The organism is Haloarcula nitratireducens (assembly GCF_019599505.1).
On the sequence record NZ_RKLT01000001.1, the window covers coordinates 124,185 to 147,541 of the forward strand.

At 67.5% G+C, this 23,357-nt stretch carries 17 protein-coding genes; 13 read left to right on the plus strand and 4 right to left on the minus strand.

Translation table 11 applies throughout. From position 1 onward, the window contains the following. Window positions 1–106 precede the first annotated feature (106 nt). Complete coding sequence (gene gatB / locus EGH23_RS00640) at window positions 107–1,624, minus strand: Asp-tRNA(Asn)/Glu-tRNA(Gln) amidotransferase subunit GatB (protein WP_220578110.1); 1,518 nt, start codon at window positions 1,622–1,624, stop codon at window positions 107–109. 204 nt (window positions 1,625–1,828) lie between these two features. Between gatB and EGH23_RS00645 the strand changes: the two genes are divergently transcribed. From EGH23_RS00645 to EGH23_RS00670, 6 genes are all read left to right on the plus strand, one after another. Continuing rightward, window positions 1,829–3,442 carry a long-chain-fatty-acid--CoA ligase gene (locus EGH23_RS00645; RefSeq protein ID WP_220578111.1) on the plus strand — a complete coding sequence of 538 codons (1,614 nt, stop codon included), beginning with the start codon at window positions 1,829–1,831 and terminating at the stop codon, window positions 3,440–3,442. 109 nt (window positions 3,443–3,551) lie between these two features. Further along, window positions 3,552–3,893, plus strand: coding sequence for a DUF7518 family protein (locus EGH23_RS00650; RefSeq protein ID WP_220578112.1), 342 nt, complete (start codon window positions 3,552–3,554; stop codon window positions 3,891–3,893). Between the two features lie 19 nt (window positions 3,894–3,912). Then, complete coding sequence (smc, locus tag EGH23_RS00655) at window positions 3,913–7,503, plus strand: chromosome segregation protein SMC (RefSeq protein WP_220578113.1); 3,591 nt, start codon at window positions 3,913–3,915, stop codon at window positions 7,501–7,503. Between the two features lie 68 nt (window positions 7,504–7,571). Further along, window positions 7,572–8,540: a segregation/condensation protein A gene (locus EGH23_RS00660; RefSeq protein WP_220578114.1), complete on the plus strand. Its 969-nt coding sequence runs from the start codon at window positions 7,572–7,574 to the stop codon at window positions 8,538–8,540. 44 nt (window positions 8,541–8,584) lie between these two features. Then, a complete protein-coding gene (locus tag EGH23_RS00665; RefSeq protein WP_220578115.1) occupies window positions 8,585–9,691 on the plus strand; it encodes a site-2 protease family protein in 1,107 nt (368 codons plus the stop codon). A 99-nt stretch (window positions 9,692–9,790) separates the two neighbouring features. Then, the gene (locus tag EGH23_RS00670; RefSeq protein ID WP_220578116.1) at window positions 9,791–10,063 is read left to right on the plus strand and encodes a hypothetical protein; all 273 of its coding nucleotides are present in this window, start codon (window positions 9,791–9,793) and stop codon (window positions 10,061–10,063) included. Window positions 10,064–10,293: 230 nt separating this feature from the next. On the opposite strand, the gene EGH23_RS00675 is transcribed toward EGH23_RS00670, so the two are convergent. Further along, complete coding sequence (locus EGH23_RS00675) at window positions 10,294–10,995, minus strand: phosphoribosyltransferase (RefSeq protein WP_220578117.1); 702 nt, start codon at window positions 10,993–10,995, stop codon at window positions 10,294–10,296. A 204-nt stretch (window positions 10,996–11,199) separates the two neighbouring features. On the opposite strand from EGH23_RS00675, the gene EGH23_RS00680 reads away from it, so the two are divergent. Continuing rightward, complete coding sequence (locus tag EGH23_RS00680; protein ID WP_220578118.1) at window positions 11,200–12,849, plus strand: right-handed parallel beta-helix repeat-containing protein; 1,650 nt, start codon at window positions 11,200–11,202, stop codon at window positions 12,847–12,849. Window positions 12,850–12,906: 57 nt separating this feature from the next. Here the strand turns inward: EGH23_RS00680 and EGH23_RS00685 are convergent, their stop codons facing one another. After that, a complete protein-coding gene (locus tag EGH23_RS00685) occupies window positions 12,907–13,554 on the minus strand; it encodes a methyltransferase domain-containing protein (RefSeq protein ID WP_220578119.1) in 648 nt (215 codons plus the stop codon). Window positions 13,555–13,790: 236 nt separating this feature from the next. Between EGH23_RS00685 and EGH23_RS00690 the strand changes: the two genes are divergently transcribed. Then, entirely contained in the window at window positions 13,791–14,696 is a 906-nt protein-coding gene (locus tag EGH23_RS00690) for a PhzF family phenazine biosynthesis protein (protein ID WP_220578120.1), read from the plus strand. Between the two features lie 86 nt (window positions 14,697–14,782). Then, the gene (gene ppsA / locus EGH23_RS00695; RefSeq protein WP_220578121.1) at window positions 14,783–17,110 is read left to right on the plus strand and encodes a phosphoenolpyruvate synthase; all 2,328 of its coding nucleotides are present in this window, start codon (window positions 14,783–14,785) and stop codon (window positions 17,108–17,110) included. 30 nt (window positions 17,111–17,140) lie between these two features. Here ppsA and EGH23_RS00700 read toward each other — a convergent pair whose 3' ends face one another. Next, window positions 17,141–18,181, minus strand: a complete 1,041-nt coding sequence (locus EGH23_RS00700) for a zinc-binding dehydrogenase (RefSeq protein ID WP_220578122.1) — start codon at window positions 18,179–18,181, stop codon at window positions 17,141–17,143. Between the two features lie 104 nt (window positions 18,182–18,285). On the opposite strand from EGH23_RS00700, the gene EGH23_RS00705 reads away from it, so the two are divergent. The 4 genes from EGH23_RS00705 (at window position 18,286) to metG (ending at window position 23,286) form a co-directional block, all read left to right on the plus strand. After that, the gene (locus EGH23_RS00705) at window positions 18,286–19,263 is read left to right on the plus strand and encodes an RAD55 family ATPase (RefSeq protein WP_236044583.1); all 978 of its coding nucleotides are present in this window, start codon (window positions 18,286–18,288) and stop codon (window positions 19,261–19,263) included. A gap of 85 nt (window positions 19,264–19,348) precedes the next feature. Further along, window positions 19,349–20,401: a tyrosine decarboxylase MfnA gene (gene mfnA / locus EGH23_RS00710; protein WP_220578123.1), complete on the plus strand. Its 1,053-nt coding sequence runs from the start codon at window positions 19,349–19,351 to the stop codon at window positions 20,399–20,401. Between the two features lie 109 nt (window positions 20,402–20,510). Further along, window positions 20,511–21,068, plus strand: coding sequence for a YqaA family protein (locus EGH23_RS00715; RefSeq protein WP_220579192.1), 558 nt, complete (start codon window positions 20,511–20,513; stop codon window positions 21,066–21,068). A gap of 43 nt (window positions 21,069–21,111) precedes the next feature. Beyond that, entirely contained in the window at window positions 21,112–23,286 is a 2,175-nt protein-coding gene (gene metG, locus EGH23_RS00720) for a methionine--tRNA ligase (protein WP_220578124.1), read from the plus strand. Window positions 23,287–23,357: the final 71 nt, after the last annotated feature.

Genomic DNA, 23,357 nt, shown 5'->3' on the forward strand with positions numbered 1-23,357 from the left:
CACCTTTTTCCCGATCGGGTTCGCCGCTGGCGAACCGCTCCCGGCACAAATCTGGGCTAAAAAGGCCGAACTCGCGGCGACGCCGCGAGTTCGGAGCCGCGGTGTGTTATTCCCCCTCTAACTCCTCTCGCAACAGCCCGTTGACGTCGCCGGGGTCCGCGCTCCCGCCGGTCTTCCCCATCACCTGTCCGACGAGGAAGTTCAGCGCGCCGCCCTCGCCGCTGTGGTAGTCCTCGACGGCGTCGGGGTTCTCCTCGATGGCCTCCTCAACGGCCCGCTGGACCTCGTCGCCGCTGGTCTTGCCCAGTCCCTCGCGATCGACGACGGTATCGGGGCCCTCGCCCTCGTCGAGCATCTCCCGGAGGACCGTCTCGTGGGCGTTCTTCGCGGTGATCTCGTCGTCTGCGACCAGTTCCACCAGCCGCATCACCTCGTCGAAGCGGCCCTCGATGTCCGTGATCTCCATGTCGCGGTAGTTGAGTTCGCCCAGCAGGTTGTCGGCGACCCACGTCGCCGCGAGGTCGGCGTCGAACCGCTCGGCGACGCTTTCGAAGAAGTCCGCGACCTGTTTCGTGCTGGTGAGCTTCGAGGCGGCCTCCTCGCTCAGGCCGTACTCCGCGACGAAGCGCTCGCGGCGGGCGTCGGGGAGTTCCGGGATGTCGATCGTCTCCTTCCAGTCGGCGACTTCCAGCGGCGGGATGTCGGCCTCGCGGAAGTAGCGGTAGTCCTTCTCCTCCTCCTTCGAGCGCATCGAGACGGTGTTGCCGTGGGTCTCGTTGAAGTGCCGCGTCTCCTGTTCGACGGCGCGGCCCGATTGGATGAGTTTCCGCTGGCGCGACGCCTCGAACGCCAGGGCCTGCTCCGCGCCCTTGTGACTGGAGATGTTCTTGACCTCCGTGCGGTTGGCGTCTTCCAGCACCGACTCCCCGATGTGGCCGTCCTCGCCCACCTCGTCGGCGTCGACCATCGAGAGGTTCGCGTCGATGCGCAGGCTGCCGTCGCGGGTGGCGTCGAAGACGCCCAGATACTCGAGGACCTCTTCGAGCTTTTCGAGGAACGCCCGGACCTCGCCGGGGTCGCGGAAGTCCGGTTCCGTGACGATCTCCATCAGCGGCGTCCCCGCGCGGTTGTAATCGATGAGCGTGTAGTCCGCGCGGTCGATCGAGCACGTGCGGGACTCCAGCGGTCCGGTCCCCTCGCGGACGTGTTTGATAGCGCCGGGGTCCTCCTCTAAGTGGGCGCGGCGGATGGAGACGGCGCGGCGCCGGCTCTCGACGGCGAACTCCAGCTCCCCATCTTGACAGATCGGCGCGTCGTACTGCGTTACCTGGAAGTTCTTCGGCAGGTCGGGGTAGTAGTAGTTCTTCCGGTGGAACGTCGTCTCTTCCGGCACGTCGGCGTCGATGGCCTTCCCCACCTTCACGGCGGCCTCGACGGCCCCCTCGTTGACGACCGGGAGTGCCCCCGGCAGGCCCAGACAGACCGGACAGGTGTGCGTGTTGGGTTCCCCGGTCGGCTCGGTCGAACAGCCACAGAATATCTTCGTCTCCGTCTCTAGCTGGACGTGGACCTCCAGCCCGATGACGGCCGCGAGTTCGCGGGACTCGGCGGCTTGCGCAGTCATTACACGCCGTTCGGTGGCCGCCGGCTAAAGGCTAACGACCCCCGGCCGGGAGCCGTCGCGCTCTCTCCGAACGGCGACCGGCGCTCGCCCTGGTGTCACAGTACGGGGCACTCAGCGATGCTGAGTCTGCCTCTGACCGCGACAGGGCGAAAATATTGCCGAGAGTCGCACGTTTAGTGCGATCGGGGGCGGAATCCATCACGAATGAAAAAACAATTACTCGTGACCGACTTTCTCGACCGGGCCAGAACGTACTACGGCGATTACGAAGCCGTCGTCGGGGCGGACGGCGAGCGCTTCACCTACGCCGAATTCGGCGACCGCGTCGACCGGTTCTCGGCGGCGCTTCAGGAGCGCGGTGTCGAGAAGGGCGACCGCGTCGCGGTGCTCGACCCGAACACGCACTACCACCTCGAAGCGGCGTTCGGGGCGATGCAGTGCGGCGCGATCCACGTGCCGCTCAACTACCGACTCACGTCGTCGGACTACGAGTACCTCCTCTCGGACTCGGGGGCGAGCGTCGTCTACGCGGACTACGAGTACGCCGGCAAGATCGAGGCGATACGCGACGAGATCCCCGCCGACGTCTTCGTGACGAACGACCCGGTTCCGGTGGAGGGCGACTGGCTCGGCTTCGAGTCGTTCCTGGCGGCCGAACCGGACGGCTACGCCCGCCCGGAGATGACCGAGGACGAGATAATCACCATCAACTACACCTCGGGGACGACCGGCGATCCGAAGGGCGTCTGCCGCACGCACCGGACGGAGTCGCTGCACGCGCAACTCGTGACGATCCACCACCACCTCACCGACGACGACGTCTACCTGTGGACGCTCCCGATGTTCCACGTCAACGGCTGGGGCCACATCTACGCCGTCACCGGCCGCGGCGCGAAACACGTCTGTACGCGCGGCGTAGACGCCGCGGAGGTGTTCGACGCTATCGAGACGGAGGACGTCTCCTTCCTCTGTTGTGCGCCGACCGTGCTGACTATCCTCGACGAGTACGCCGACGAACACGACCCGGCGTTCAGCGGCGACAATCCGGTCCGCGTGACCGCCGCCGGGAGCGCCCCGCCGAGCGCGACCATTCGGATCGTCGAAGACGAGTTCGGCTGGGAGTTCACGCAGCTCTACGGTGCCACCGAGACCGGGCCGCTGATCGCCACCTCCGACGCCGCCCGACTGATCCCCGACGAGGGCGGACTCCGATTCTCGCTGAAGCAGCGCCAGGGTATCGCCCCGCTCGGGACCGAACTCCGCGTCGTCGACGACGAGGGGGAGGAAGTCCCCCGCGACGACGGCACCATCGGCGAGGTGGTCGTCCGCGGCAATCAGGTCATGGAGAAGTACTGGGAGAAACCCGACGAGACGCGCGAGGCGTTCAACGAGCGCATAGAGGGGTGGTACCACACCGGCGACCTCGCCGTCGTCAACGAGGACGGGATGATCGCCATCCAGGACCGCAAGAAGGACATCATCATCTCCGGCGGCGAGAACATCTCCTCTATCGAACTGGAGGACGCGCTGTTCGACCACGAGGCCGTCGACGACGTGGCGGTCATCCCCGCGCCGTCCGAGAAGTGGGGCGAGACGCCGAAGGCGTTCGTCGTCCCGACGAGCGGGGACCCCGAGAGCCCCGGCGTGACCGCCGACGAGCTGACCGCGTTCACCCGCGAGCGCCTGGCCGACTACAAGGCCGTCCACGAGATCTCGTTCGTGGACACGATCCCGAAGACCGCGACCGGGAAGATCCAGAAGTACGAACTGCGCAAGCGCGAGTGGGACGACGAAGACGAGATGGTCGGGAAGGGGTAGCGAGCCGACGCGCGCCGCTCGACACAGATGTCCGATCGCCGTACAAGTATCAGTTCCGCTGTCAATGTCTGACGTAGGTATAAGTAGGCTCAACTGATGGGTTGTTGGTATGTGTGGCAACCGCGTCGAGGAACTGGAAACGCGCGTCCAAGAACTGGAGGCCTCCGTCGAGGGGCTGACCGACGAACTCGTCGAGTGTAAGGTCCGTATCCGCGAACTGGAAAACGCCGTCGACGACGACAGCGGACTGGGCGTGGACGCCGAACACGCCGGTGCCGAGAGCGAGAGCGCAGCGGCCGAAACCGAGGCGTCGGGCGACGACGAGGAGATCCTGACCGCGGAGTCCGACAACCCTAACACCGAGGATACCGAGGGGGCAGACAAGGAGGACGAGGCCGCGTCCGAGTCGGAATCCGAAGACGACTCCGGCTCCGACATCATCGTCGCGTAGGAAGCCGGCCCACCACCGCATGCACATCAAAGAGCTGGTCCTCGACAACTTCAAGAGCTTCGGGCGAAAGACTCGCATCCCGTTCTACGAAGATTTCACTACTATTAGCGGCCCGAACGGCTCCGGGAAGTCGAACATCATCGACGCCGTCCTGTTCGCGCTCGGCCTCGCCCGCACGTCGGGCATCCGCGCCGAGAAACTGACCGATCTCATCTACAACCCCGGCCACGCCGACGAGGACGCCGAGTACGACGGGGAACGGCAGGCCAGCGTGGAGGTCATCCTCGCCAACGACGACCGCACGCTCGAACGCGCGCAGGTCGTCAACGCCGCGGGCACCGAGGACGTCGGCGACGTCGACGAGATCGCCATCAAGCGCCGGGTCAAGGAGACCGAGGACAACTACTACTCCTACTACTACATCAACGGTCGCTCGGTCAACCTCTCGGACATCCAGGACCTCCTCGCGCAGGCGGGGGTCACCCCCGAGGGGTACAACGTCGTGATGCAGGGCGACGTCACCGAGATAATCAACATGACCGCCGGCTCCCGTCGGGAGATCATCGACGAGATCGCCGGCGTCGCCCAGTTCGACGCGAAGAAGGCCGACGCGTTCGAGGAACTGGAGGTCGTCGAGGAGCGCATCGGCGAGGCGGAACTGCGCATCGAGGAGAAGCGGGACCGCCTCGACCAGCTCGAAGACGAACGCGAGACGGCGCTGGAGTACCAGTCGCTCCGCGAGGAGCGAGAGGAGTACGAGGGCTACCGCAAGGCCGCCGAGCTCGAAGACAAGCGCGCGGAACTCGACGCGGTCGAGAGCCGGATCGAGGAGTTGGAGGACGAACTCGCGGACCTCCAGCGAGAGCTCGACGAGCGACAGGGGAAGGTCGTCCGCCTCGAAGACGAACTCCACGCGCTCAACCAGGAGATAGAGCGGAAGGGCGAGGACGAGCAACTCGCCATCAAGCGCGACATCGAGGAGATAAAGGGCGACATCTCGCGGCTCGGAGACAAGATCGACAACGCCGAGGAGGCCGTCGAGGACGCCGAGAACGAGCGCCGGCAGGCGTTCGTCCAGATCGACCGCAAGCAGGAGACCATCGACGAGCTGGAGAGCGACATCCGCGAGACGAAAGTCGAGAAGTCCAACGTCAAGGCGGACATCGCGAGCGAGGAGAGCGACCTCGCGGACGTGAAACAGCGCATCGACGACATCGGCGAGGAGTTCGAGGAGATAAAGGACGAGCTCGAAGACAAGCGCGACCGCCTCGAATCGCTCAAGAGCAAGCGAAACGACCTCCAGCGGGAGCAGGACCGACTGCTCGACGAGGCGCGCCGCCGCTCGAACGAGGAAGACGAGAAGCGAGACGCCATCGAGGAGGCGAAAGCGGAGATTCCGGACCTCGAAGCCGACATCGAGGACTTGGAGACCGAACTGGAGAAAGCGGAGAAGAACAAGGCGACCATCGGAGAAGTCGTCGACGACCTCCGAGCGGAGAAGCGCGAACTCCAGTCGGACTTAGACGACCTCGAAGACGAGATAAGCGCGAAACAGCAGGAGTACGCCGAACTCGAAGCGAAAGCCGGCCAGGACGGCGACTCCTCGTACGGCCGGGCCGTGACGGCCATCCTGAACGCCGACCGCGAGGGCGTCCACGGCACCGTCGGGCAGTTGGGCGGCGTGAACCCCGAGTACGCCACCGCCTGCGAGACGGCGGCGGGCGGGCGACTCGCCCACGTCGTCGTGGACGACGACGGCGTCGGCCAGTCCTGTATCGAGTACCTCAAATCCCGCAACGCCGGGCGCGCGACGTTCCTGCCCATCACGCAGATGCAGCGGCGCTCGCTGCCCTCGCTTCCGAGCGCCGACGGCGTGGTCGACTTCGCGTACAACCTCGTGGACTTCGACCCCGACTACGCGGGCGTCTTCTCGTACGTGCTCGGCGATACGGTCGTCGTCGACGACATGGACACCGCCCGCGACCTGATGGGCGACTACCGAATGGTGACGCTCGAGGGCGACCTCGTCGAGAAGAGCGGCGCGATGACCGGCGGCTCCTCCTCGGGCACGCGCTACTCCTTCTCGGGCGGGGCCGGGCAACTCGAACGGGTCGCCAAGCGAATCAACGACCTCGAAGACCAGCGCGCGGACGTGCGCGAGGACCTCCGAGACGTCGAGGAGCGACTCGACGACGCCCGCGACCGCGAGTCCGACGCGACCGAGCAGGTCCGCGACATCGAGACGGGCATCGAGCGCAAGCAGAGCGCGCTCTCGGAGGCCCGCCAGCGAATCGAGAAACTGGAGAGCGACCTCGAAGAGATAGCCGACGACCGCGAGTCCGTCGCCGACGAGATGGACGAGTTAGAGGCCGAGATCGAGGCGAAGAACGAGGAGATCGCGGCCGTCGAGGGCGACATCGAGGAGTTAGAGGCCGAGGTGCAGGACTCGGAGCTCCCCGACCTCACCGACGAGCGAGAGGCCATCCGCGAGAACGTCGACGCCCTCGAAGACCGGATGGACGACCTGGACGCCCAGTTGAACGAACTGGAACTCGAGAAGCAGTACGCCGAGGACGCCATCGAGGACCTCCACGACGACATCGAGGCCGCCCAGAACCGCAAGGCCGAGAAGGAGGAGACCATCGCCCAGTTGGAGGAGCAGGTCGAGGAGAAGGAGGCGCTGAAAGCCGAGAAGGAGCGGGAGGTCGCCGACCTCGAAGACGAACTCGCAGACCTCAAAGAAGAGCGAGAGGAGCTACGCGACGAGTTACAGGCGGCCAAGGAGGCCCGCGACGAACAGCAGTCGGAGGTCTCTGAAGTCGAGCGCGACTTAGAAGACGAGCGGGAGGACGAGGAGCGACTCGACTGGGAGATCGACGAACTCGAGGCGCAGGTCGGCGACTACGACCCGGAGAACGTCCCCGACCACGACACCGTCGAGGCCGAGATCGAGCGCCTGACCGGCGAGATGGAGGCCCTAGAGCCGGTCAACATGCGCGCCATCGACGAGTACGACAGCGTGGCCGACGACCTCGCGGATTTGGAGGACCAGAAGGACACGCTCGTGGAGGAGGCCGAGGGTATCAGAGACCGCATCGACACCTACGAGGCCCGGAAGAAGGAGACGTTCATGGACTCCTTCGACGAGATCAACGAGCAGTTCGAGGACATCTTCGAGCGCCTCTCGAACGGGACGGGCCACCTCCACCTCGAAGACGAGGACGACCCCTTCGAGGGCGGCCTGACGATGAAGGCCCAGCCCGGCGACAAGCCGATCCAGCGGCTGAACGCGATGTCCGGCGGCGAGAAGTCGCTGACCGCCCTCGCGTTCATCTTCGCCATCCAGCGGCACAACCCCGCGCCGTTCTACGCGCTGGACGAGGTCGACGCCTTCCTCGACGCCGCCAACGCCGACCTCGTTGGCGAACTGGTCGACGAGTTGGCGGGCGAGGCCCAGTTCGTCGTCGTCTCGCACCGCTCGGCCCTGCTGGAACGCTCCGAGCGCGCCATCGGCGTGATGATGCAGGGCGACAACGTCAGCACCGTCACCGGCATCGACCTCTCGGGCGAGGGGCCGGACGACGAGGAGGAGGCACTGGCCGATGACTAGCGAGGGGCGCGCGACCGAAGGGAGCACGGCCCTCGGCCAAAATCGAGCGGCGAACGGAGTGAGCCGCGATGACTGACGACGACATCCCGCTCGATATCACGGGCCACGAGGATAGAGAACCACCGAGCGGCGCGGAGTCGTCGCCGTTCGGGAGCGAACCGGACGGGAGCGAGGGAGACACCGACGCCGCCGAGGACGTCGACCTCCCGAACGACGAGGCGAGGGACGGGGAGAGCGACGCGGACGACGGCGGCGAGGAGAAGGCCGAACCGGTCGAGGTGCTGGTGCAACTCGCCGACGACGGCGAGATCGACCCGTGGGACATCGACGTGGTGCGGGTCACCGACAAGTTCCTCGCGCGCATCGACGAGAGCGACCTGCGGACCTCCGGCCGGGCGCTGTTCTACGCCTCGGTCCTCGTCCGGATGAAGAGCGACGCGATGCTGGGCGAGGACGAACCCGAGGAACCGATGGCCGAGCCGTGGGAGCAGGCGATGACCGAGGACGCCCCGATCGACGAACCGGACCCCTTCGCCTCGCTGGAGTCGGAGATGGACCGCCGGCTGGAGCGCCGACGCGCCCGCGGGATGCCGCGGACGCTCGACGAACTGGTCCGGGACCTGCGGGACGCCGAGCGGGACTCGTGGTGGAAGGAGTCCCGGGAGTACGACACCAGCGACTCGCCGAAGGGGTTCCAGCGCGGGACGCAGGAACTCGACTACCGCGGGGCCGACGACATGCGACTGGACGACGAGCCGTCGGCGGCGGACGTGACCGGCACCGCCCACGCCGAGAACATCGACGACATCATCGACGACGTCTACGCCGCGGTGCGAGAGCACTACGAGAAGGGGCGCGAGGAAGTCCTCTACCGAGAGATTCACCGCGCCGGCGGTTCCCGGGTCGAGACGTTCCTCGGCCTGCTGTTTCTGGCCCACCGCGGGCAGGTCTGTCTCCAGCAGGACGACCTCTTCGGCGACCTCTGGATCCAGGACCCGAGCGCGGTGAGCGGGTCGGAGGAAGCCGTCGCGGACTGAGGGCGGAAACAGGTTCAAACGGGACGAACCCGTAGAGAGGGGTGATGGCCCACACGTCGTCGCCGACGGACCTCCCCGACCCCGAGCGACTCGCCGACGCCTTCTACGTCTACGAGGTGGACGCGACGCCCGAGGACGGGATCCGGTACTACGGCGAACCGATGACGGAACGCGAGAGCGTCGTGCAGGCGGTCGGGCCGACCTTCCGAAGTCGCGGTTATCGGGTCCGTCTCACGGAGGAGACCGGCGAGTACGTCCTCGTCGCCGAGAAGCGGTCGCTGGGCGTCGACGGCGTCCCGTGGACGAACGTCGCCCTGGCGCTGGCGACGCTGCTCTCGACGCTGTACGCGGGGAGTCGGTGGTACGGGCTGCCGGTCATCTCGGACCCGGTCTCGCTGGTGGGAGCGTGGCCCTTCGCGGCGGCGGTGCTCGGTATCCTCGCGGTCCACGAGTTCGGCCACTACGCGCTGAGTCGGTACCACGAGGTGCAGGCGAGCCTGCCCTACTTCATCCCGCTCCCGTTCAACGTCATCGGCACGCTGGGGGCGGTCATCCAGATGAACGACAACATCCCCGACCGGAAGGCGCTGTTCGACATCGGCGTCGCGGGGCCGCTCGCGGGGCTGGTGGCGACGGTGCTGGTCACCGCCGTCGGCGTCACGATGGACCCGATTCGGGTCCCCGGCGGCCTCATCGCGCACGTCGACATCGGCTATCCGCTGTTGATTCGCGGCATCGCGGCGTTGCTCGGCGAACAGGTCGTCTACGCCGACCCGACCCTGATCCCCAATCCCGTCGTCATCGCCGGGTGGGTCGGCGCGTTCGTCACCTTCCTGAATCTGCTGCCGGTGGGGCAGCTCGACGGCGCGCACGTCACGCGGTCGCTGTTGGGCGACCGGATGCGGTCGATCCAGTTGGTGGTCCCGTTGCTCCTGTTCGGCCTCGCGGGCTACCTCGTCGCCTTCGAGAACGGCCAGGCGGCGGCGCTGTGGGCGTTCTGGGGCGTGCTGACGCTCGTCTTCGGACGCGTCGGGTCGGCGACGCCGCTGGACGAGACGCCGCTCGGGACCAAGCGGGCCGCCGTCGGCGTCCTGACGTTCGTCCTCGGCGTGCTGTGTTTCGCGCCGGTGCCGATCGTCATCTCGTTGTGAGAGCGTCGACGGCGACACGATTCTGTCTCGGCCCTGCTTTCCGAGTGTCCTGACCTCGCCGGGGAAACACAGAGATAGGTGGAGCGTGAACGGAGTCCCATGAGCGAGTCAGCGGGCGTCCCCGAACCCGACTTCGAACAGCTCCACGAGGCGGTCGAACGGCTGCTGGACGAGACGGTCGACCGAGAGGAGGCGCTGGAACTCTCCGCGGAGGACTTACGCGTCGACGTGCCGATCCGCTTCGGCGAGGACGCGCCGCGGGCGCGCTGGGGGTTCGACGGCGACGTGACCGTCACCGTCGAGGGGGTCCGCGGACCGCTGCGGGAGTGGATCGAACTCCACGAGGACCGGATCGTCGAGTCCGACGACTGACCGAACCGCCGTTTCGCGCCGCTCTGTACTGTTAGAGAGACGGAAAGAACTATGCCGCTCGAGTTCCATGATAACAATGAACATGACTCCCACGAAGATACGCGAGCGACTCGAGGAGGCGGAAGACAGGGTCGACACCGAGGAGTTCGTCGCCGCGCTGGAGTACGTCCGGGACGACGGCCGCCGTCGCCGCCGCTGACGAGTCGGTTCCGTGCGCCGGCCGGAACGGTCTATTCGGAGCCGTCGGTGAGCCGCCAGCCGTCGCCCTCTCTCGCCGCCGCGTCCCGCCTGACCATCTCGTCCATCACTTCGTCGAGGCGGTCGGGCTGGGCGATCTCCATCTCGATGCGCTCGACGCCGTGGTACGACCGGAGGAGCGAGCGGACGTCGTCCGCGGTATGCACCGTCCGGTCGCTCTTCTCCATGACGCTGCCGACGAGTTCGATCATGTCCTCGACGAAGTTCCAGGGGTAGACGACCCACGTCCACTCGTCGAGTCGCTCGCCGACGAACTCGGGTTCGTGCTTGCTGGTCTGGAGCAGTTGTAGCGTCGCCGTCCGGACGCTCCCGGGGCTCTGTTCCTGTACGGCTTCGGCGGCCGTCTCGAGCGACTGGCCGGTGTCGGCGATGTCGTCGACGACGAGGACGTCCTTGCCCTCGACCGCGCCGTCGGCCAGCGGATAGCGGACCTCGGCCTCGTCGCCCTTCTGTGCGGTCCCGACGTAGTGTTCGACCTTCAGACTCGCCAAGTCGTCGAGTCCGAGGAAGTCACAGAGGCATCGACCGGCGAACCACCCGCCGCGGGCCAAGGCGACGACCACGTCCGGTTCGAAGTCGGCGGCCTTCACGTCGTCGGCCACGTCTCGACAGAGGCCGTAGATGTACTCCCAGTTGGTGATGGTACACGGGAACTCCTCCGGTAACTCGCCCATACACTCTCGCGTGGACGGGCGGACTTAACCGTTTCAGAACGGGCTTCTCGGAGTTTCGGTCCCCGTCGCGGCGGCGTCGGTCGATAGACAACCGAGCGCCCTCCTCCCGCGGAACAGTTCCCAACTGTCCCCGAAACGGAGTTACCGGTGCTTATCGTTCGCATGGGCCGTCTAACTAACTCCCCGCTACGTCCACCGGGTGGTATGAACGCGGTACGGACCCACGCGAGTCTGTTCCTCCTCTCGGCGCTCATCGTGACGGGAACCGCGGCGCTCGGACTGTTACCCATCGGAGCGGCACAGACCGTCGGCGACGGCACCTTCGTCGTCGAGTCGACGTCGGAAGCGAAGTCCTTCGACTACGCGTTCACCGTCGAAGGGTCTGTCTCGAAGACGCAGGCCGACGGCTACGCGGCCGAAGCGAGCGACCGGATCGTCCGGAACGACGACGGCACCGTCACCGTCACCGGGACCGCCGGCGACCAGTGGGGCGACGCCTACGAGGTCGAGGGGCGCATCGTCGCCTTCGAGAAGACGAGCGGGACCTCGACGTTCCGCCTCGAACTCGACGGCGAGGACGTGACCGGGCTCCTGACGGGGCGGCGCGGCGACACCGCCGAGAGCGCCGAGCCGATCGACGCCTGTACGACCATCACCGAACCCGGTCGCTACGAACTGACGACGGACCTCCAGGACAGCGGCGTCGAGACGTGCATCCACGTCCGGTCCGACGACGTGGTCATCGACGGCGACGGCCACGTCGTCGACGGCGTCGGCCGTAACGGCACGGTCGGCGTCCGCGTGTTCAACGGGACCGACGGCGAGCGCGTCGGCCCGGAACTCGCCAACGTCACCGTCACCGACGTGCGGGTGCGCGACTGGGAGCGCGGCGTCGTCGCCGGCGAGATATTCCGGGGGGGACCGACGCTGCGCGTCTCGGACCTCGACGCCCGGGACAACGCGGGCGGCCTGCTCCTCTACGACGTCGAGGATTCGACGGTCGAGAACGTCACGCTCGCCGAGAACGGCGACGGACTGCGGACGTGGGAGACGACCAACCTCACGGTGCGGTCGCTGAACGCCTCGGCCAACGCCGACGTGGGCGTCCGCGTCGGGCAGGCGTCCAGTAACGTCACGCTCTCCGACCTGCGGGCGGCGAGCAACGGCGGCCGCGGCGTCGTCGTCGGGACGACGGGCGTCAGCCGCGTGACTATCCGCGACGCCGACGTGCGGAACAACGGCGGCGTCGGCCTCGACTTCCGGTTCGACGTGTTCGACCACACCGTCTCGGAGACGGTGGTCGCGGGCAACGGCGGGGACGGCGTCAGGCTCGTCGACGCCAGCGACGTGCGGATTCAAGACACCGTCGTGCGAGACAACGCCGGCGACGGCATCAGAACGACGCGGAGCACCGGCACGCTCGGCAACGTCACGCTCCGGAACAACGCCGGGGCGGCCTACAACGACACGGCGCGGGACGGTGACGGATTCGACGCCGACCGACTCTCCCTCTCCGGCGTGACCGTCTCGTTCACCGGCGAACCGACGCTCGCGGCGGCGACCTCGGTCCCGACGCTCCCCGACGGCTACCGGCGAACCGGCGAGGCGCTCCGAGCGGTGAGCGCGCTCCCGTCGGACGACCTCAGTGCCACGTTCTCCGCCCCGGCCCGCAGCGACGGGGAGCGCGCCGAACTGTGGTATCACGACGGCGAGACGTGGACGCGGGTCGAGGGGGCGACCGCCGGGAGTGAGAACGCGACGGTGTCGATAGCCGGGAACGGCACTCTCGCGCTCCTCGAACCGAGCGGGCCGAGCGGAGACGCTACGCCGGCGACCGAGCGACTGACGACCTGACCCAGTCGGGGATAGTCACGATCATCGCCTGAGCACAGTACGACTGCGAGCTTCGCGCTACTGTTGGACGAAGATGAAGGGACGGTCGGCGACCCACTCGGCGGCGTCGATCTCGGAGCGGATCGATTCCTGGAGTCGGTCCGTCTCCTCGGCGGCGTACGAGAACCCGTTCGACCGGAACTTCTCGATCCAGTACTCCCGCGGGGCTTCGTTCACGTGGTGGGTCCCCCTGTGACCGGGCGGAGCGGCGGTGAAGACCACACGCGGCGCAGCCGCGGTGAGGGTCTCGACGAGGGTGTCGGCGAATCGCGACGGGATGTGTTCGGCGGTCTCGATACACAGCGCTAACTCGTACCGGTCGTCGAGTTCCAGCGGCTCGCGGAGGTCGTGGATGGTGAGCGCGTCGGCCGGTATCTCGGCGTGGTCTCGGGCCTCCGAAAAGCCTTCCACGCCGTGGATCGCGGCACCGTGCGCCCGGAACCCGGTGAGGTATCGGCCGAGTCCACACCCGAAGTCTATCACGGAGTCGGGCTCGTATTCCCGGTAGAGAACGTCGGCGACGGCGTGGGCTTCCTCCGTCGGCGTGTTGGAGACCAGGTCGAGCCAGCGGTCGCCGAACCCGTAGATGACGTCGGGCGTGGCGATTCCGAGCGCGTCTGTCTTGGCGAGCACCCATTTACCGACCGTGGTGATGTACGAGCGCATACCGGAACGACCGGACGGCGATACATCACTATACGTCGCTTACTCGCCCCAGCGGGCGAAAGTGGACTTCAGACGCCGTACCGGGGGTGGCCTCGACGCGGGCCGCCCGCGCCCGTCGATACGTGTGCTTACCGCGCAGTTGCTTCACGCTACACCGCCCGAAGAAGACGACGTGTAAACTGCGGTCTGGCACGCTACCAGCAACTGTTATCCGGGGGGTCCCACAACACGGTGGCATGGAGACGCGACAGGTGCTGCTCGTCGACGCGTTCGCCGCGGAACCGATGACGGGCAACCCGGCCGGGGTGGTGCCCGAGGCCGAGGGACTGACCGACGACCAGCTGCGGGCCATCGCGAACGAGCTGGGGGCCAGCGAGACGGCGTTCGTCCTGCCGAGCGAGGAGGCCGACCGGCGGCTACGCTACTTCACACCCGAACGGGAAGTGGACCTCTGCGGGCACGCGACTATCGCGGCCCACGCCGCGCTGTTCGAACGCGGCGCGCTCGACGCCGAGCAGTGCACGTTCGAGACTGCCTGCGGCGTCCTCGACGCGGAGGTCAAGTCCGACGGGACGGTGTGGATGGAGCAGGGCGACGCCGACATCCGCGAGGTGGACCTCCCGCTGGAGGACGTGGCCGACGCCCTCGGCGCGGACGTGGCGACGCTACGGGACGTGGGCGCGGACCTGCCCCTGGCGGTGGGCGACACCGGCTTCCCGTGGCTGTTGGTCCCGATCAACTACTTCGAGCACCTCAGCGGCCTCGACCCGAATATGGCTGCCATCGAGGCGTGCTGCGAGGCGGCCGACGCGATGGGGCTGTACGCGTTCACGTTCGACACCATCAGCGGTGAGTCGACGCTGCACGGTCGGGCGTTCGCGCCGCTCGCGGGCATCGCCGAGGACCCGGTGACCGGCACCGCCGCCGGGGCCTGCGGCGCGTACGTCCGGCGATACGGCGCGCTCGACGACACCATCGAGCAGGTGGTCGTCGGACAGGGCCACTTCCTCGACCGGCCCGGCACCGTCCGCGTCGACACCGACGGCACCGAGACGTGGGTCGGCGGGCGGGCCGTAACGACGCTCGACGGGTCGCTGACGATTCCTGCCGCCGACGAGGACGACGGAATTATCGAGATATAGTTCGCTCGCTTCCGAGTGAACGACCCCCCGTTCGTGCCGCCACCAGAAGCAACTTAATGGTTCTTGGGGAACAAAACAACGAGTCAATGCCAACACTGTGGCTCGACGAGATCGGTGCCGACGACCTATCGCGGGTCGGCGGCAAGGCAGCGTCTCTCGGCGAACTTACCGCGGCGGGCCTCCCGGTCCCCTCGGCGTTCGTCGTCACCGCCGACACGTATCGGTCGTTCATCGAGGAGACCGAGATCGACGAGGAACTGTTCGAGGCCGTCGACGTCGACAGCGACGACTCGGCGGCGCTCGCGGAGGCCGCCGAGCGCGCACAGGAACTCATCTTGGAGACCGAGGCCCCGCCCTCGGTCAAGGAGGACCTGCTCGCGGCCTACGACGAGATGGGCGACGCCGACGTGGCGGTCCGGTCCTCTGCGACGGCCGAGGACCTCCCGGACGCCTCCTTCGCCGGCCAGCAGGACACCTACCTCAACGTCTCGCGGGCCGACCTCCTGCGGCGAGTCAAGGAGTGCTGGGCGTCGCTGTTCACCCAGCGGGCCATCTACTACCGCAACGAGCAGGGGTTCGACGACGCCGCCGTCGACATCGCGGTCGTCGTCCAGCAGATGGTCGACGCCGAGAAGTCCGGCGTCATGTTCACGAGCCACCCCTCGACCGGCGCGCCGACGGCCATCCTCGAAGCCGCGTGGGGGCTGGGCGAGGCCGTCGTCTCCGGGGCCGTCTCCCCGGACAACTACGTGGTCGACCGCGAGAGCGGGGAGATCGACGAGGTCACCGTCGCCGACAAGAAGGTGATGTGCGTCCGGGGCGAGGACGGCGAGACCGTCGAGCGCTCGGTGCCGGAGGAGAAGCGCAACGAGCGCGTGCTCTCGCCCGAGGAGATCCACCGCCTCATCGAGGTCGGGGAACTCGTCGAGGACCACTACGACACGCCGCAGGACGTGGAGTGGGCCATCTTCGAAGACGAGGTGTACCTCCTGCAGTCCCGGCCCATCACGACCATCGACGAGGCCGTCGAGGGCGAGGGAGAGGGGGCGGCCAGCGCCGACGACGGCGGCGAGACCTCGGGCGTCGCCGACGGCGGGGCGATGCAGAGCCAGACCGACGACGTCCGTCTCACCGGTATCGGGTCCAGTCCCGGGAAGGTCACCGGCGAGGTCCGCATCGTCTCGAAGCTCGACAACCTCGACAAGGTCGAGGAGGGCGACATCATCGTCACGGAGATGACGACGCCCGACATGGTGCCGGCGATGAAGCGCGCGGCCGGCATCGTCACCGACCAGGGCGGGATGACCAGCCACGCGGCGATCGTCTCGCGCGAACTGGGCGTCCCGGCGGTCGTGGGAGCGGACGACGCGAGCGAGCGCCTCCGCGACGGCCAGATCGTCACCATCGACGGCGACATGGGGACCGTCGAGCAGGGGACCGAGATCGCCGAGACGGAGGAGTCGACGGACGCGGGTGCGGAACAGCCGGCGACCGCGGAGGCGTCCCAGCAGCACTCGCCGGTCAAGCCGATGACCGGCACCGAGGTGAAGGTCAACGTCTCCATCCCGGAGGCCGCCGAACGCGCCGCGGCGACGGGCGCGGACGGCGTCGGCCTGCTCCGCATCGAGCACATGATCCTCTCGACGAACAAGACGCCGGCCCGCTACGTCGAGGACCACGGCGAACGCGCCTACGTCGACGAGATCGTCGAGGGCGTCCGCAGCGTCGCCGAGGCGTTCTACCCCCGGCCGGTGCGGGTACGCACGCTCGACGCCCCCTCCGACGAGTTCCGGCAGCTACAGGGCGGCGAGGACGAGCCCAGCGAGCACAACCCGATGCTCGGCTACCGCGGCATCCGGCGGTCGCTCGACCGCCCCGGCGAGTTCAAACTCGAACTCCGGGCGTTCGAGCGCCTCTACGAGCTCGGCTACGACAACGTCGAGTTGATGCTGCCGCTGGTGACCGACGCAGAAGACGTCCTGCGGGCGAAGGCGCTGATGCAGGAGGTCGGCATCGACCCCGAGAAGCGCGACTGGGGCGTGATGGTCGAGACGCCCGCGAGCGCGCTCTGCATCGAGGAGCTCTGTGAGGCCGGACTGGACTTCGTCTCCTTCGGGACGAACGACCTCACGCAGTACACGCTCGCCGTCGACCGCAACAACGGCAACGTCGCCGGCCGGTTCGACGAACTCCACCCCGCGGTGCTGGACCTGATGGGGAAGGTCATCGGGACCTGCCGCGAGTACGACGTGGCGACGAGCATCTGCGGACAGGCCGCCTCGAAACCGGAGATGGTCCAGTTCCTCGTCGACGAGGGCGTCACCTCCATCTCCGCGAACATCGACGCCGTGCGCGACGTGCAACACGAGGTCAAGCGCGTCGAACAGCGCCTCCTGCTGGAATCGGTTCGCTGAGGACCGACCCTCTCTTCTCTGTCGAGGCCGCTACAGCTCGCTGTCCGGGACGACGACGACTTTTCCGAAGCCCTCGCGCTCTTCGATGAGTCGGTGCGCCTCGGCGACGTCGCTCATCGGCAGCGTCTCACGGATGCGCGGCTCGAAGGTCCCGTCCCACACCAGTTCGAGCGCCTCCTCCGCCTGTCCGGGGGTCGCCATCGTCGACCCGATGACGTGCAGTTGGTTCCAGAAGATGCGGTTGAGGTCCGTCTCCGGCCTGCCGCCGGTCGTCGCCCCGCAGGTGACGACCCGGCCGCCCTTCACGAGGCTCTTGAGGGAGTCCCGCCACGTCTGCGCGCCGATGTGGTCGACGACCATGTCGACGCCGCGGCCGCCGGTCAGCGACCGGATCTCGCTCGCGAAGTCGTCTTCCTCGTAGTTTATCGTGTGGTCGGCCCCGAGTTCCTCGGCGTAGGCGAGCTTCTCGTCGGTGCTCGCGGTCGCGAACACCTCCGCGCCGGCCTCGGCGGCAACCTGCACCGCCGCGTGCCCGACCCCGCCCGACGCCCCGAGGACGAGCGCGGACTCGCCGACCTGCAACTCTCCGCGGTCGCGGAGCATCCGCCAGGCGGTCTGGAACACGAGCGGCGCGGCGGCGGCCGTCTCCCAGTCGACTCCTTCCGGAACCGGCGCGAGATTCGCCTCGGGGATCGCGGCGACCTCGCTGTGGACGCCGCGGACGTGTTCGCCGATGATGTGGAAATCCGGGGCCAGCGTCTGGTCGCCCTTGCGGCTGAACTCGTCGCCGCCGCCGCTCTTGCCGGCCAGAAGTGCCACTCGGTCACCGGATTCGAACCGCGTGACGTCCTCGCCGACTTCCGTGACGACTCCGGCCGCGTCGCTCCCCGGGATGTGCGGCATGTCGAGGTCGACGCCCGGCAGGCCGCGCCGGGTGTGGATGTCGAGGTGGTTCAGCGAGGCCGCCTTGATGTCGACCAGCACGTCCCCTCGACCGCACTCCGGATCCGGGAACTCGCCGTATTCGAGCACGTCTCTGTCGCCGTGGGTATCGAACTGGACTGCTTGCATCGTCTACGGCATCGGCGCAGTACCATAATAGTCTATTGTGGTAGTAGTATCACGAGAGGGGATCGATCCGGTAGCCGAGAGCCGTCGGTGCGCTACGCTTTTAATTGCCGGTTGCTAGCCGTTCGTATGGAACGACCCTCCGCTCCGGAGGCAAAGAGCATCAGCGAGGGAGTGTCGTACATCCCCTTCGGCATTCCCGGGCGCGTGGCGGCGAAGCCGCTACGTTAAACGAGGTCGGTGTAACCGACCTCGCACTCGACGGGAACGTCCGCGGGATCCCGACCGGGAGCACGGTCCTACTGGCGGGCGCCTCCGACGCCGGCGGCGACGCCTTCACCTACACCAGTTTAGCGACGCTGATGCTGGCGAAACACGAACCGGACCTCGTCCCGAGCGGTCTCGCTCGCCGGGACGACGCCATCCCCGAATCGGTTACGTACCTCACGTTCACGCACGACCGCGCGCACGTCTACAGCGAACTCGACGCCGTCCTCGACGGCTACCAGTTCGAGACGCTGACCGACAACCTCACCGTCGCCGATTTCTCCCAGCGATTCATGGAACTGCTTCCCGTGCCGGGAAGCCTGTTCGACGCCCGCCGAACATCCGTCGACATCGAACCGTCGAGCGACGAACCCGAGACAGGTGACCCCGACGACGAGACGTTCGGGCGACTGCTCGACGATATCGGCGACCGGCTCGCCGCGGCCGACGACGACCTCATCGTCCTCGACTCGCTCACGGACCTCGAACGCGCTCGGGAGTTCGGGCTCTCGCAGGGACGCATCGTCGCGTTCCTGCTGGGCCTGCGCGAGGCGGTCGTCAACTGGGAGAACGTCGCCTTCGTCAAGCTTCACCGGCCCGCGGCAGAGGGCCGCAGCGACGACCTCGTTCACGGACTGCTCCACGGCAGCGTCTACTTTTACTCGAACGACAAGGGGTTCGAGACCTATCGGACGATGCGAGTCGGTTCCTTCGGCGGCGCGCTCGATACGGAGCGCCAGACGGTCTTCGAATCCATCGTCGGGCCGACCGGGTTCCGGGCGAAGGCGACGAAGAAGATCGGTCCCTCGAACTGGTGAGGCCGAATCGTCGTCGGTTCGCGGCCAGTGTGACACTATACCGAACAAAACGGCTAAACCGCTCGCCGTCGTGGACGCCAATAGAATGCTCCAGCGGGCCGAGCCACAGGATTTCGACCGCGTCCTCTCCTCGATGTGTACCGTTCCACACCCCGCGGCCCGCGAGGCGGCCGAACGGTTCCTCGCGACGAACCCCGGCGACCCCGGGACCTACGAGACGGTCTCCGAACTCGAAGTCGAGGCCGTCGAGTCCCTCGGCGAGATAACCGGCCTCGACGACCCCGCCGGCTACGTCGCCTCCGGCGGCACGGAGGCGAACCTCCAGGCGATTCGCATCGCCCGCAACCGCGCCGACACCGACGACCCGAACGTCGTCGCGCCGGTCCACGCCCACTTCTCCTTCACCAAGGCCGCGGACGTGCTGGGCGTCGAGTTGCGCACGGCGCCCGCCGAGGACTACCGGGTGAACCTCGAGGCGATGGCGGAACTGATCGACGACGACACCGTCTGCGTGGTCGGCGTCGCCGGGTCGACCGAGTACGGCTACGTCGACCCGATTCCCGCTATCGCCGAGCTGGCGCACGGGGCCGACGCGCTCTGTCACGTCGACGCGGCGTGGGGCGGTTTCTACCTCCCCTTCACGGACCACGCGTGGCACTTCGACCACGCCGACGTGGACACGATGACCATCGACCCGCACAAGGTCGGGCAGGCGGCGGTGCCCGCGGGCGGCCTGCTCGCCCGCGACGAGACGCTCCTGGACGAGCTGGCCGTCGAGACGCCCTACCTCGAATCGACGAGCCAGCTGACGCTGACCGGCACGCGCTCGGGGGCGGGCGTCGCCTCGGCCGTCGCCGCGATGGAGGCGCTGTGGCCCGCTGGCTACCGCGAGCAGTACGAGCGCTCGATGGACAACGCCCGCTGGCTGGCCGACCAGTTGCGCGCCCGCGGCCACGACGTGGTTCCCCCGGAACTGCCCCTCGTGGCGGCGGACCTCTCCGTGCCGATGACCGACGAGTTGCGGGACTGCGGCTGGCGCGTCTCGAAGACCGGTGCCGGCGAGATGCGCGTCGTCTGCATGCCCCACGTCACGCGGTCGATGCTCCGCTCCTTCGTCGCGGACTTAGACTGGTACTGAGCCCGGCGAGACGACCCCGAATATAGCGACCTCCCGAGCGAACATACCAAGACTTAGGTCGCACTACGCGATACCGGGGAGTGTGGACCCGGTCGCTTCGCTTCCGTCGATGGTCGCGTTCCTCGGTGAGTGCGGTACGGCAGGCGGGGCCCTCGGCCCCCTGGAGGAGGCCGTCTGTACCGCCACGGGACCGACGGGACTGGGCATCATCGCCGTCTACTCCTTCCTCATCGCGTTCATCCTCCCGCTCCCGAGCGAGGTCGTCCTCGTCCCGGCCGAGACGCTCCGATTGGGGCTCTCGACGACCGGGAACCTCGCGGCCATCATCCTCGCCAGCGCGTTCGGTAAGGCCGTCGGCAGCCTCTTCGCGTTCCACATCGGACAGGAGGCGAAGGAGTACGGCCCGCTGGTCCAGCGGATCAAGGACTCGCGGTTCGACCTCATCGAGTGGTCCGAGAAGAAGACGATCAAGATCGCTCAGGAGTACGGCTACGTCGGCCTGGCGTTGGCGCTCTGCGTGCCGTTTTTCCCCGATACGCTCTCTATCTACGCTTTCACCGTCCTCGAAGAGGACTACCTCCGCTTCGGGGCGGCGACGTTCGTCGGGAGCGCCGGTCGCCTCCTCGTGACGCTCGGGCTCGCGGGCGGCACGCTGGCGTTGCTGTAGCAAACCGCCCTCCTTTTGACCCGTCGGTTGCTCACAGAGAGGTATGAGCCACGACGAGTTTCCCACGGACCGTCCGGCGGTGGTGACCTGCGGGCTGCCCTACGCGAACGGCGACCTGCACGTCGGCCACCTGCGGACCTACGTGGACGGCGACGCCCTCTCGCGGGCGCTGCGACGCATCGGCCAACAGACCGCCTTCGTCTGTGGGTCCGACATGCACGGGACGCCCGTCGCCGTCAACGCCGCCGAGGAGGGAGTCGAGCCCCGGGAGTTCGCCCTGCGGTATCACGAGACGTACGCCGAGACGTTCCCGCAGTTCAACGTCGAGTTCGACAACTACGGCCACACCGACGACGAGACGAACACCGAACTCACACGGGAGTTCGTCCGCTCGTGGGTCGAGAACGACCACGTCTTCGAGAAGGAGATCGAGGTCGCGTGGGACACCGAACAGGACCAGCCGCTGCCCGACCGCTTCGTCGAGGGGACCTGCCCGTACTGCGGCGAACACGCCCGCGGCGACGAGTGCGACGAGGGCTGCCAGCGCCACCTCGAACCCGGCGAGATCGAGGACCCCGTCAGCACCATCACCGGCAATCCGGCGGAGTACCGCACCCGCGAGCACAAGTTCCTCCGCCTCGCCGACTTCCAGGAGTACCTGCAGGGCTTCCTCGACCGCGTCGAAGGGACGGACAACGCACAGAACCAGCCCCGCGAGTGGATCGAGGGCGAGTTACAGGACCTCTGTATCACGCGGGACATGGACTGGGGGATCGACTATCCGTCGAAGGACGCCGATGACCCCGAAGACCTCGTGCTGTACGTCTGGGTGGACGCCCCCATCGAGTACGTCGCCTCCACGAAGCAGTACTCTGAGCGGGTCGGCGCGGACACCTACGACTGGGAAGACGTCTGGAAGCTCGACGGCGAGGAGCGCCACGGCACCGACTGGGACGAGGAGTGGACCGACGACGGCGGAGAGATAATCCACGTCATCGGCCGGGACATCATCCAGCACCACGCCGTCTTCTGGCCGTCGATGCTGCGCGGCGCGGGCTACAACGAACCCCGCTCGATCCTGGCGACCGGGTTCGTCGGCATCGACGGGAACGCCCTCTCGACCTCGCGCAACCGCGCGGTGTGGGCCGACGAGTACCTCGACGCGGGATTCCATCCCGACCTGTTCCGCTACTACATCGCCACCGGCGCGGGCCTGGAGACCGACGTGGACTTCTCGTGGGACCGCTTCCAGGAGCGGGTCAACGGCGAGCTCGTCGGCAACGTCGGCAACTTCATCTACCGCTCGCTGCTGTTCGCCGAGCGCAACTACGGCGGGACGCCCGAGACTGACGTCAGCGACGACGTTCGCGAGCGCATCGAGGAATCGCTCGACGAGTTCGAAGCGGCGGTCCGGGACTACGACGTCCGCACGCTGGCGGAGGTCGCCACGGATCTCTCGAACTACGGTAACGAGTACATCCAGCGCAACGAGCCGTGGAACCTCGTGGACGACGACCCCGACCGGGCGGAACAGGTCATCTGCGACTGCGTGCAACTGGCGAAGGCCGTCGCCGTCGTCATGCAACCCGTCCTGCCCGGCAAGGCCGAGCGCCTGTGGGGCCAACTGAACGAGGAGGGATCCGTCGCCGACGTGTCGCTCGACACCGCGCTGGAATCGCCGCCGGCCTCGTTCGAGGAACCCGAGGAGCTGTTCGCGCAGGTCGAGGACGACCACATCGAGGAACTCAACGAGGAACTGCGGGAACGGATCGAGGAAGCCAGCGAGAGCGAGGCTTCGTCAGAAGCCTCGAACGAAGACGGCGAAGCCGTCGAAGCGGACGATGCAGCGAACCAAACCGACGGGGAGGCCGCGACGGCCGACCTCGAACCGCTCGTCCAGGAGCGCATCGGCTTCGAGGACTTCGAGGGCGTCGACATGCGCGTCGGCGAGATCGTCTCGGCGGAACCGGTCCCGGACGCCGATAAGCTCCTCCGCCTCGAAGTCGACATCGGCCACGAGGTGCGACAGGTCGTGGCCGGCCTCGCCCAGCTCCACGAGGTGGACGACCTGCCCGGCACGCGAGTCATCCTGCTCGCGAACATGGAGAAGGCCGACCTATTCGGCATCGAGTCGAACGGGATGGTGCTGGCCGCCGGCGACGAGGCGGACCTGCTGACCACCCACGAGGACGCGCCGCTCGGAACGCGGGTGCAGTAGGACACAGCGGCCCACAGTCTCGATCGCCTACGGAACCCACCGACAGGGCCGCTCCGCCGCGGACGGGATGA

What these genes read in the sequence shown, in the direction of transcription:
- EGH23_RS00675 (WP_220578117.1), bottom strand. Translation starts at nt 10,995, where the DNA reads ATGGGCGAGTTACCGGAGGAGTTCCCGTGTACCATCACCAACTGGGAG.
- metG (WP_220578124.1), top strand. Translation starts at nt 21,112, where the DNA reads ATGAGCCACGACGAGTTTCCCACGGACCGTCCGGCGGTGGTGACCTGC.
- EGH23_RS00645 (WP_220578111.1), top strand. Translation starts at nt 1,829, where the DNA reads ATGAAAAAACAATTACTCGTGACCGACTTTCTCGACCGGGCCAGAACG.
- EGH23_RS00670 (WP_220578116.1), top strand. Translation starts at nt 9,791, where the DNA reads ATGAGCGAGTCAGCGGGCGTCCCCGAACCCGACTTCGAACAGCTCCAC.
- EGH23_RS00660 (WP_220578114.1), top strand. Translation starts at nt 7,572, where the DNA reads ATGACTGACGACGACATCCCGCTCGATATCACGGGCCACGAGGATAGA.
- EGH23_RS00680 (WP_220578118.1), top strand. Translation starts at nt 11,200, where the DNA reads ATGAACGCGGTACGGACCCACGCGAGTCTGTTCCTCCTCTCGGCGCTC.
- gatB (WP_220578110.1), bottom strand. Translation starts at nt 1,624, where the DNA reads ATGACTGCGCAAGCCGCCGAGTCCCGCGAACTCGCGGCCGTCATCGGG.
- mfnA (WP_220578123.1), top strand. Translation starts at nt 19,349, where the DNA reads ATGCTCCAGCGGGCCGAGCCACAGGATTTCGACCGCGTCCTCTCCTCG.
- EGH23_RS00715 (WP_220579192.1), top strand. Translation starts at nt 20,511, where the DNA reads ATGGTCGCGTTCCTCGGTGAGTGCGGTACGGCAGGCGGGGCCCTCGGC.
- EGH23_RS00700 (WP_220578122.1), bottom strand. Translation starts at nt 18,181, where the DNA reads ATGCAAGCAGTCCAGTTCGATACCCACGGCGACAGAGACGTGCTCGAA.
- EGH23_RS00690 (WP_220578120.1), top strand. Translation starts at nt 13,791, where the DNA reads ATGGAGACGCGACAGGTGCTGCTCGTCGACGCGTTCGCCGCGGAACCG.
- EGH23_RS00665 (WP_220578115.1), top strand. Translation starts at nt 8,585, where the DNA reads ATGGCCCACACGTCGTCGCCGACGGACCTCCCCGACCCCGAGCGACTC.
- EGH23_RS00650 (WP_220578112.1), top strand. Translation starts at nt 3,552, where the DNA reads ATGTGTGGCAACCGCGTCGAGGAACTGGAAACGCGCGTCCAAGAACTG.
- smc (WP_220578113.1), top strand. Translation starts at nt 3,913, where the DNA reads ATGCACATCAAAGAGCTGGTCCTCGACAACTTCAAGAGCTTCGGGCGA.
- ppsA (WP_220578121.1), top strand. Translation starts at nt 14,783, where the DNA reads ATGCCAACACTGTGGCTCGACGAGATCGGTGCCGACGACCTATCGCGG.
- EGH23_RS00685 (WP_220578119.1), bottom strand. Translation starts at nt 13,554, where the DNA reads ATGCGCTCGTACATCACCACGGTCGGTAAATGGGTGCTCGCCAAGACA.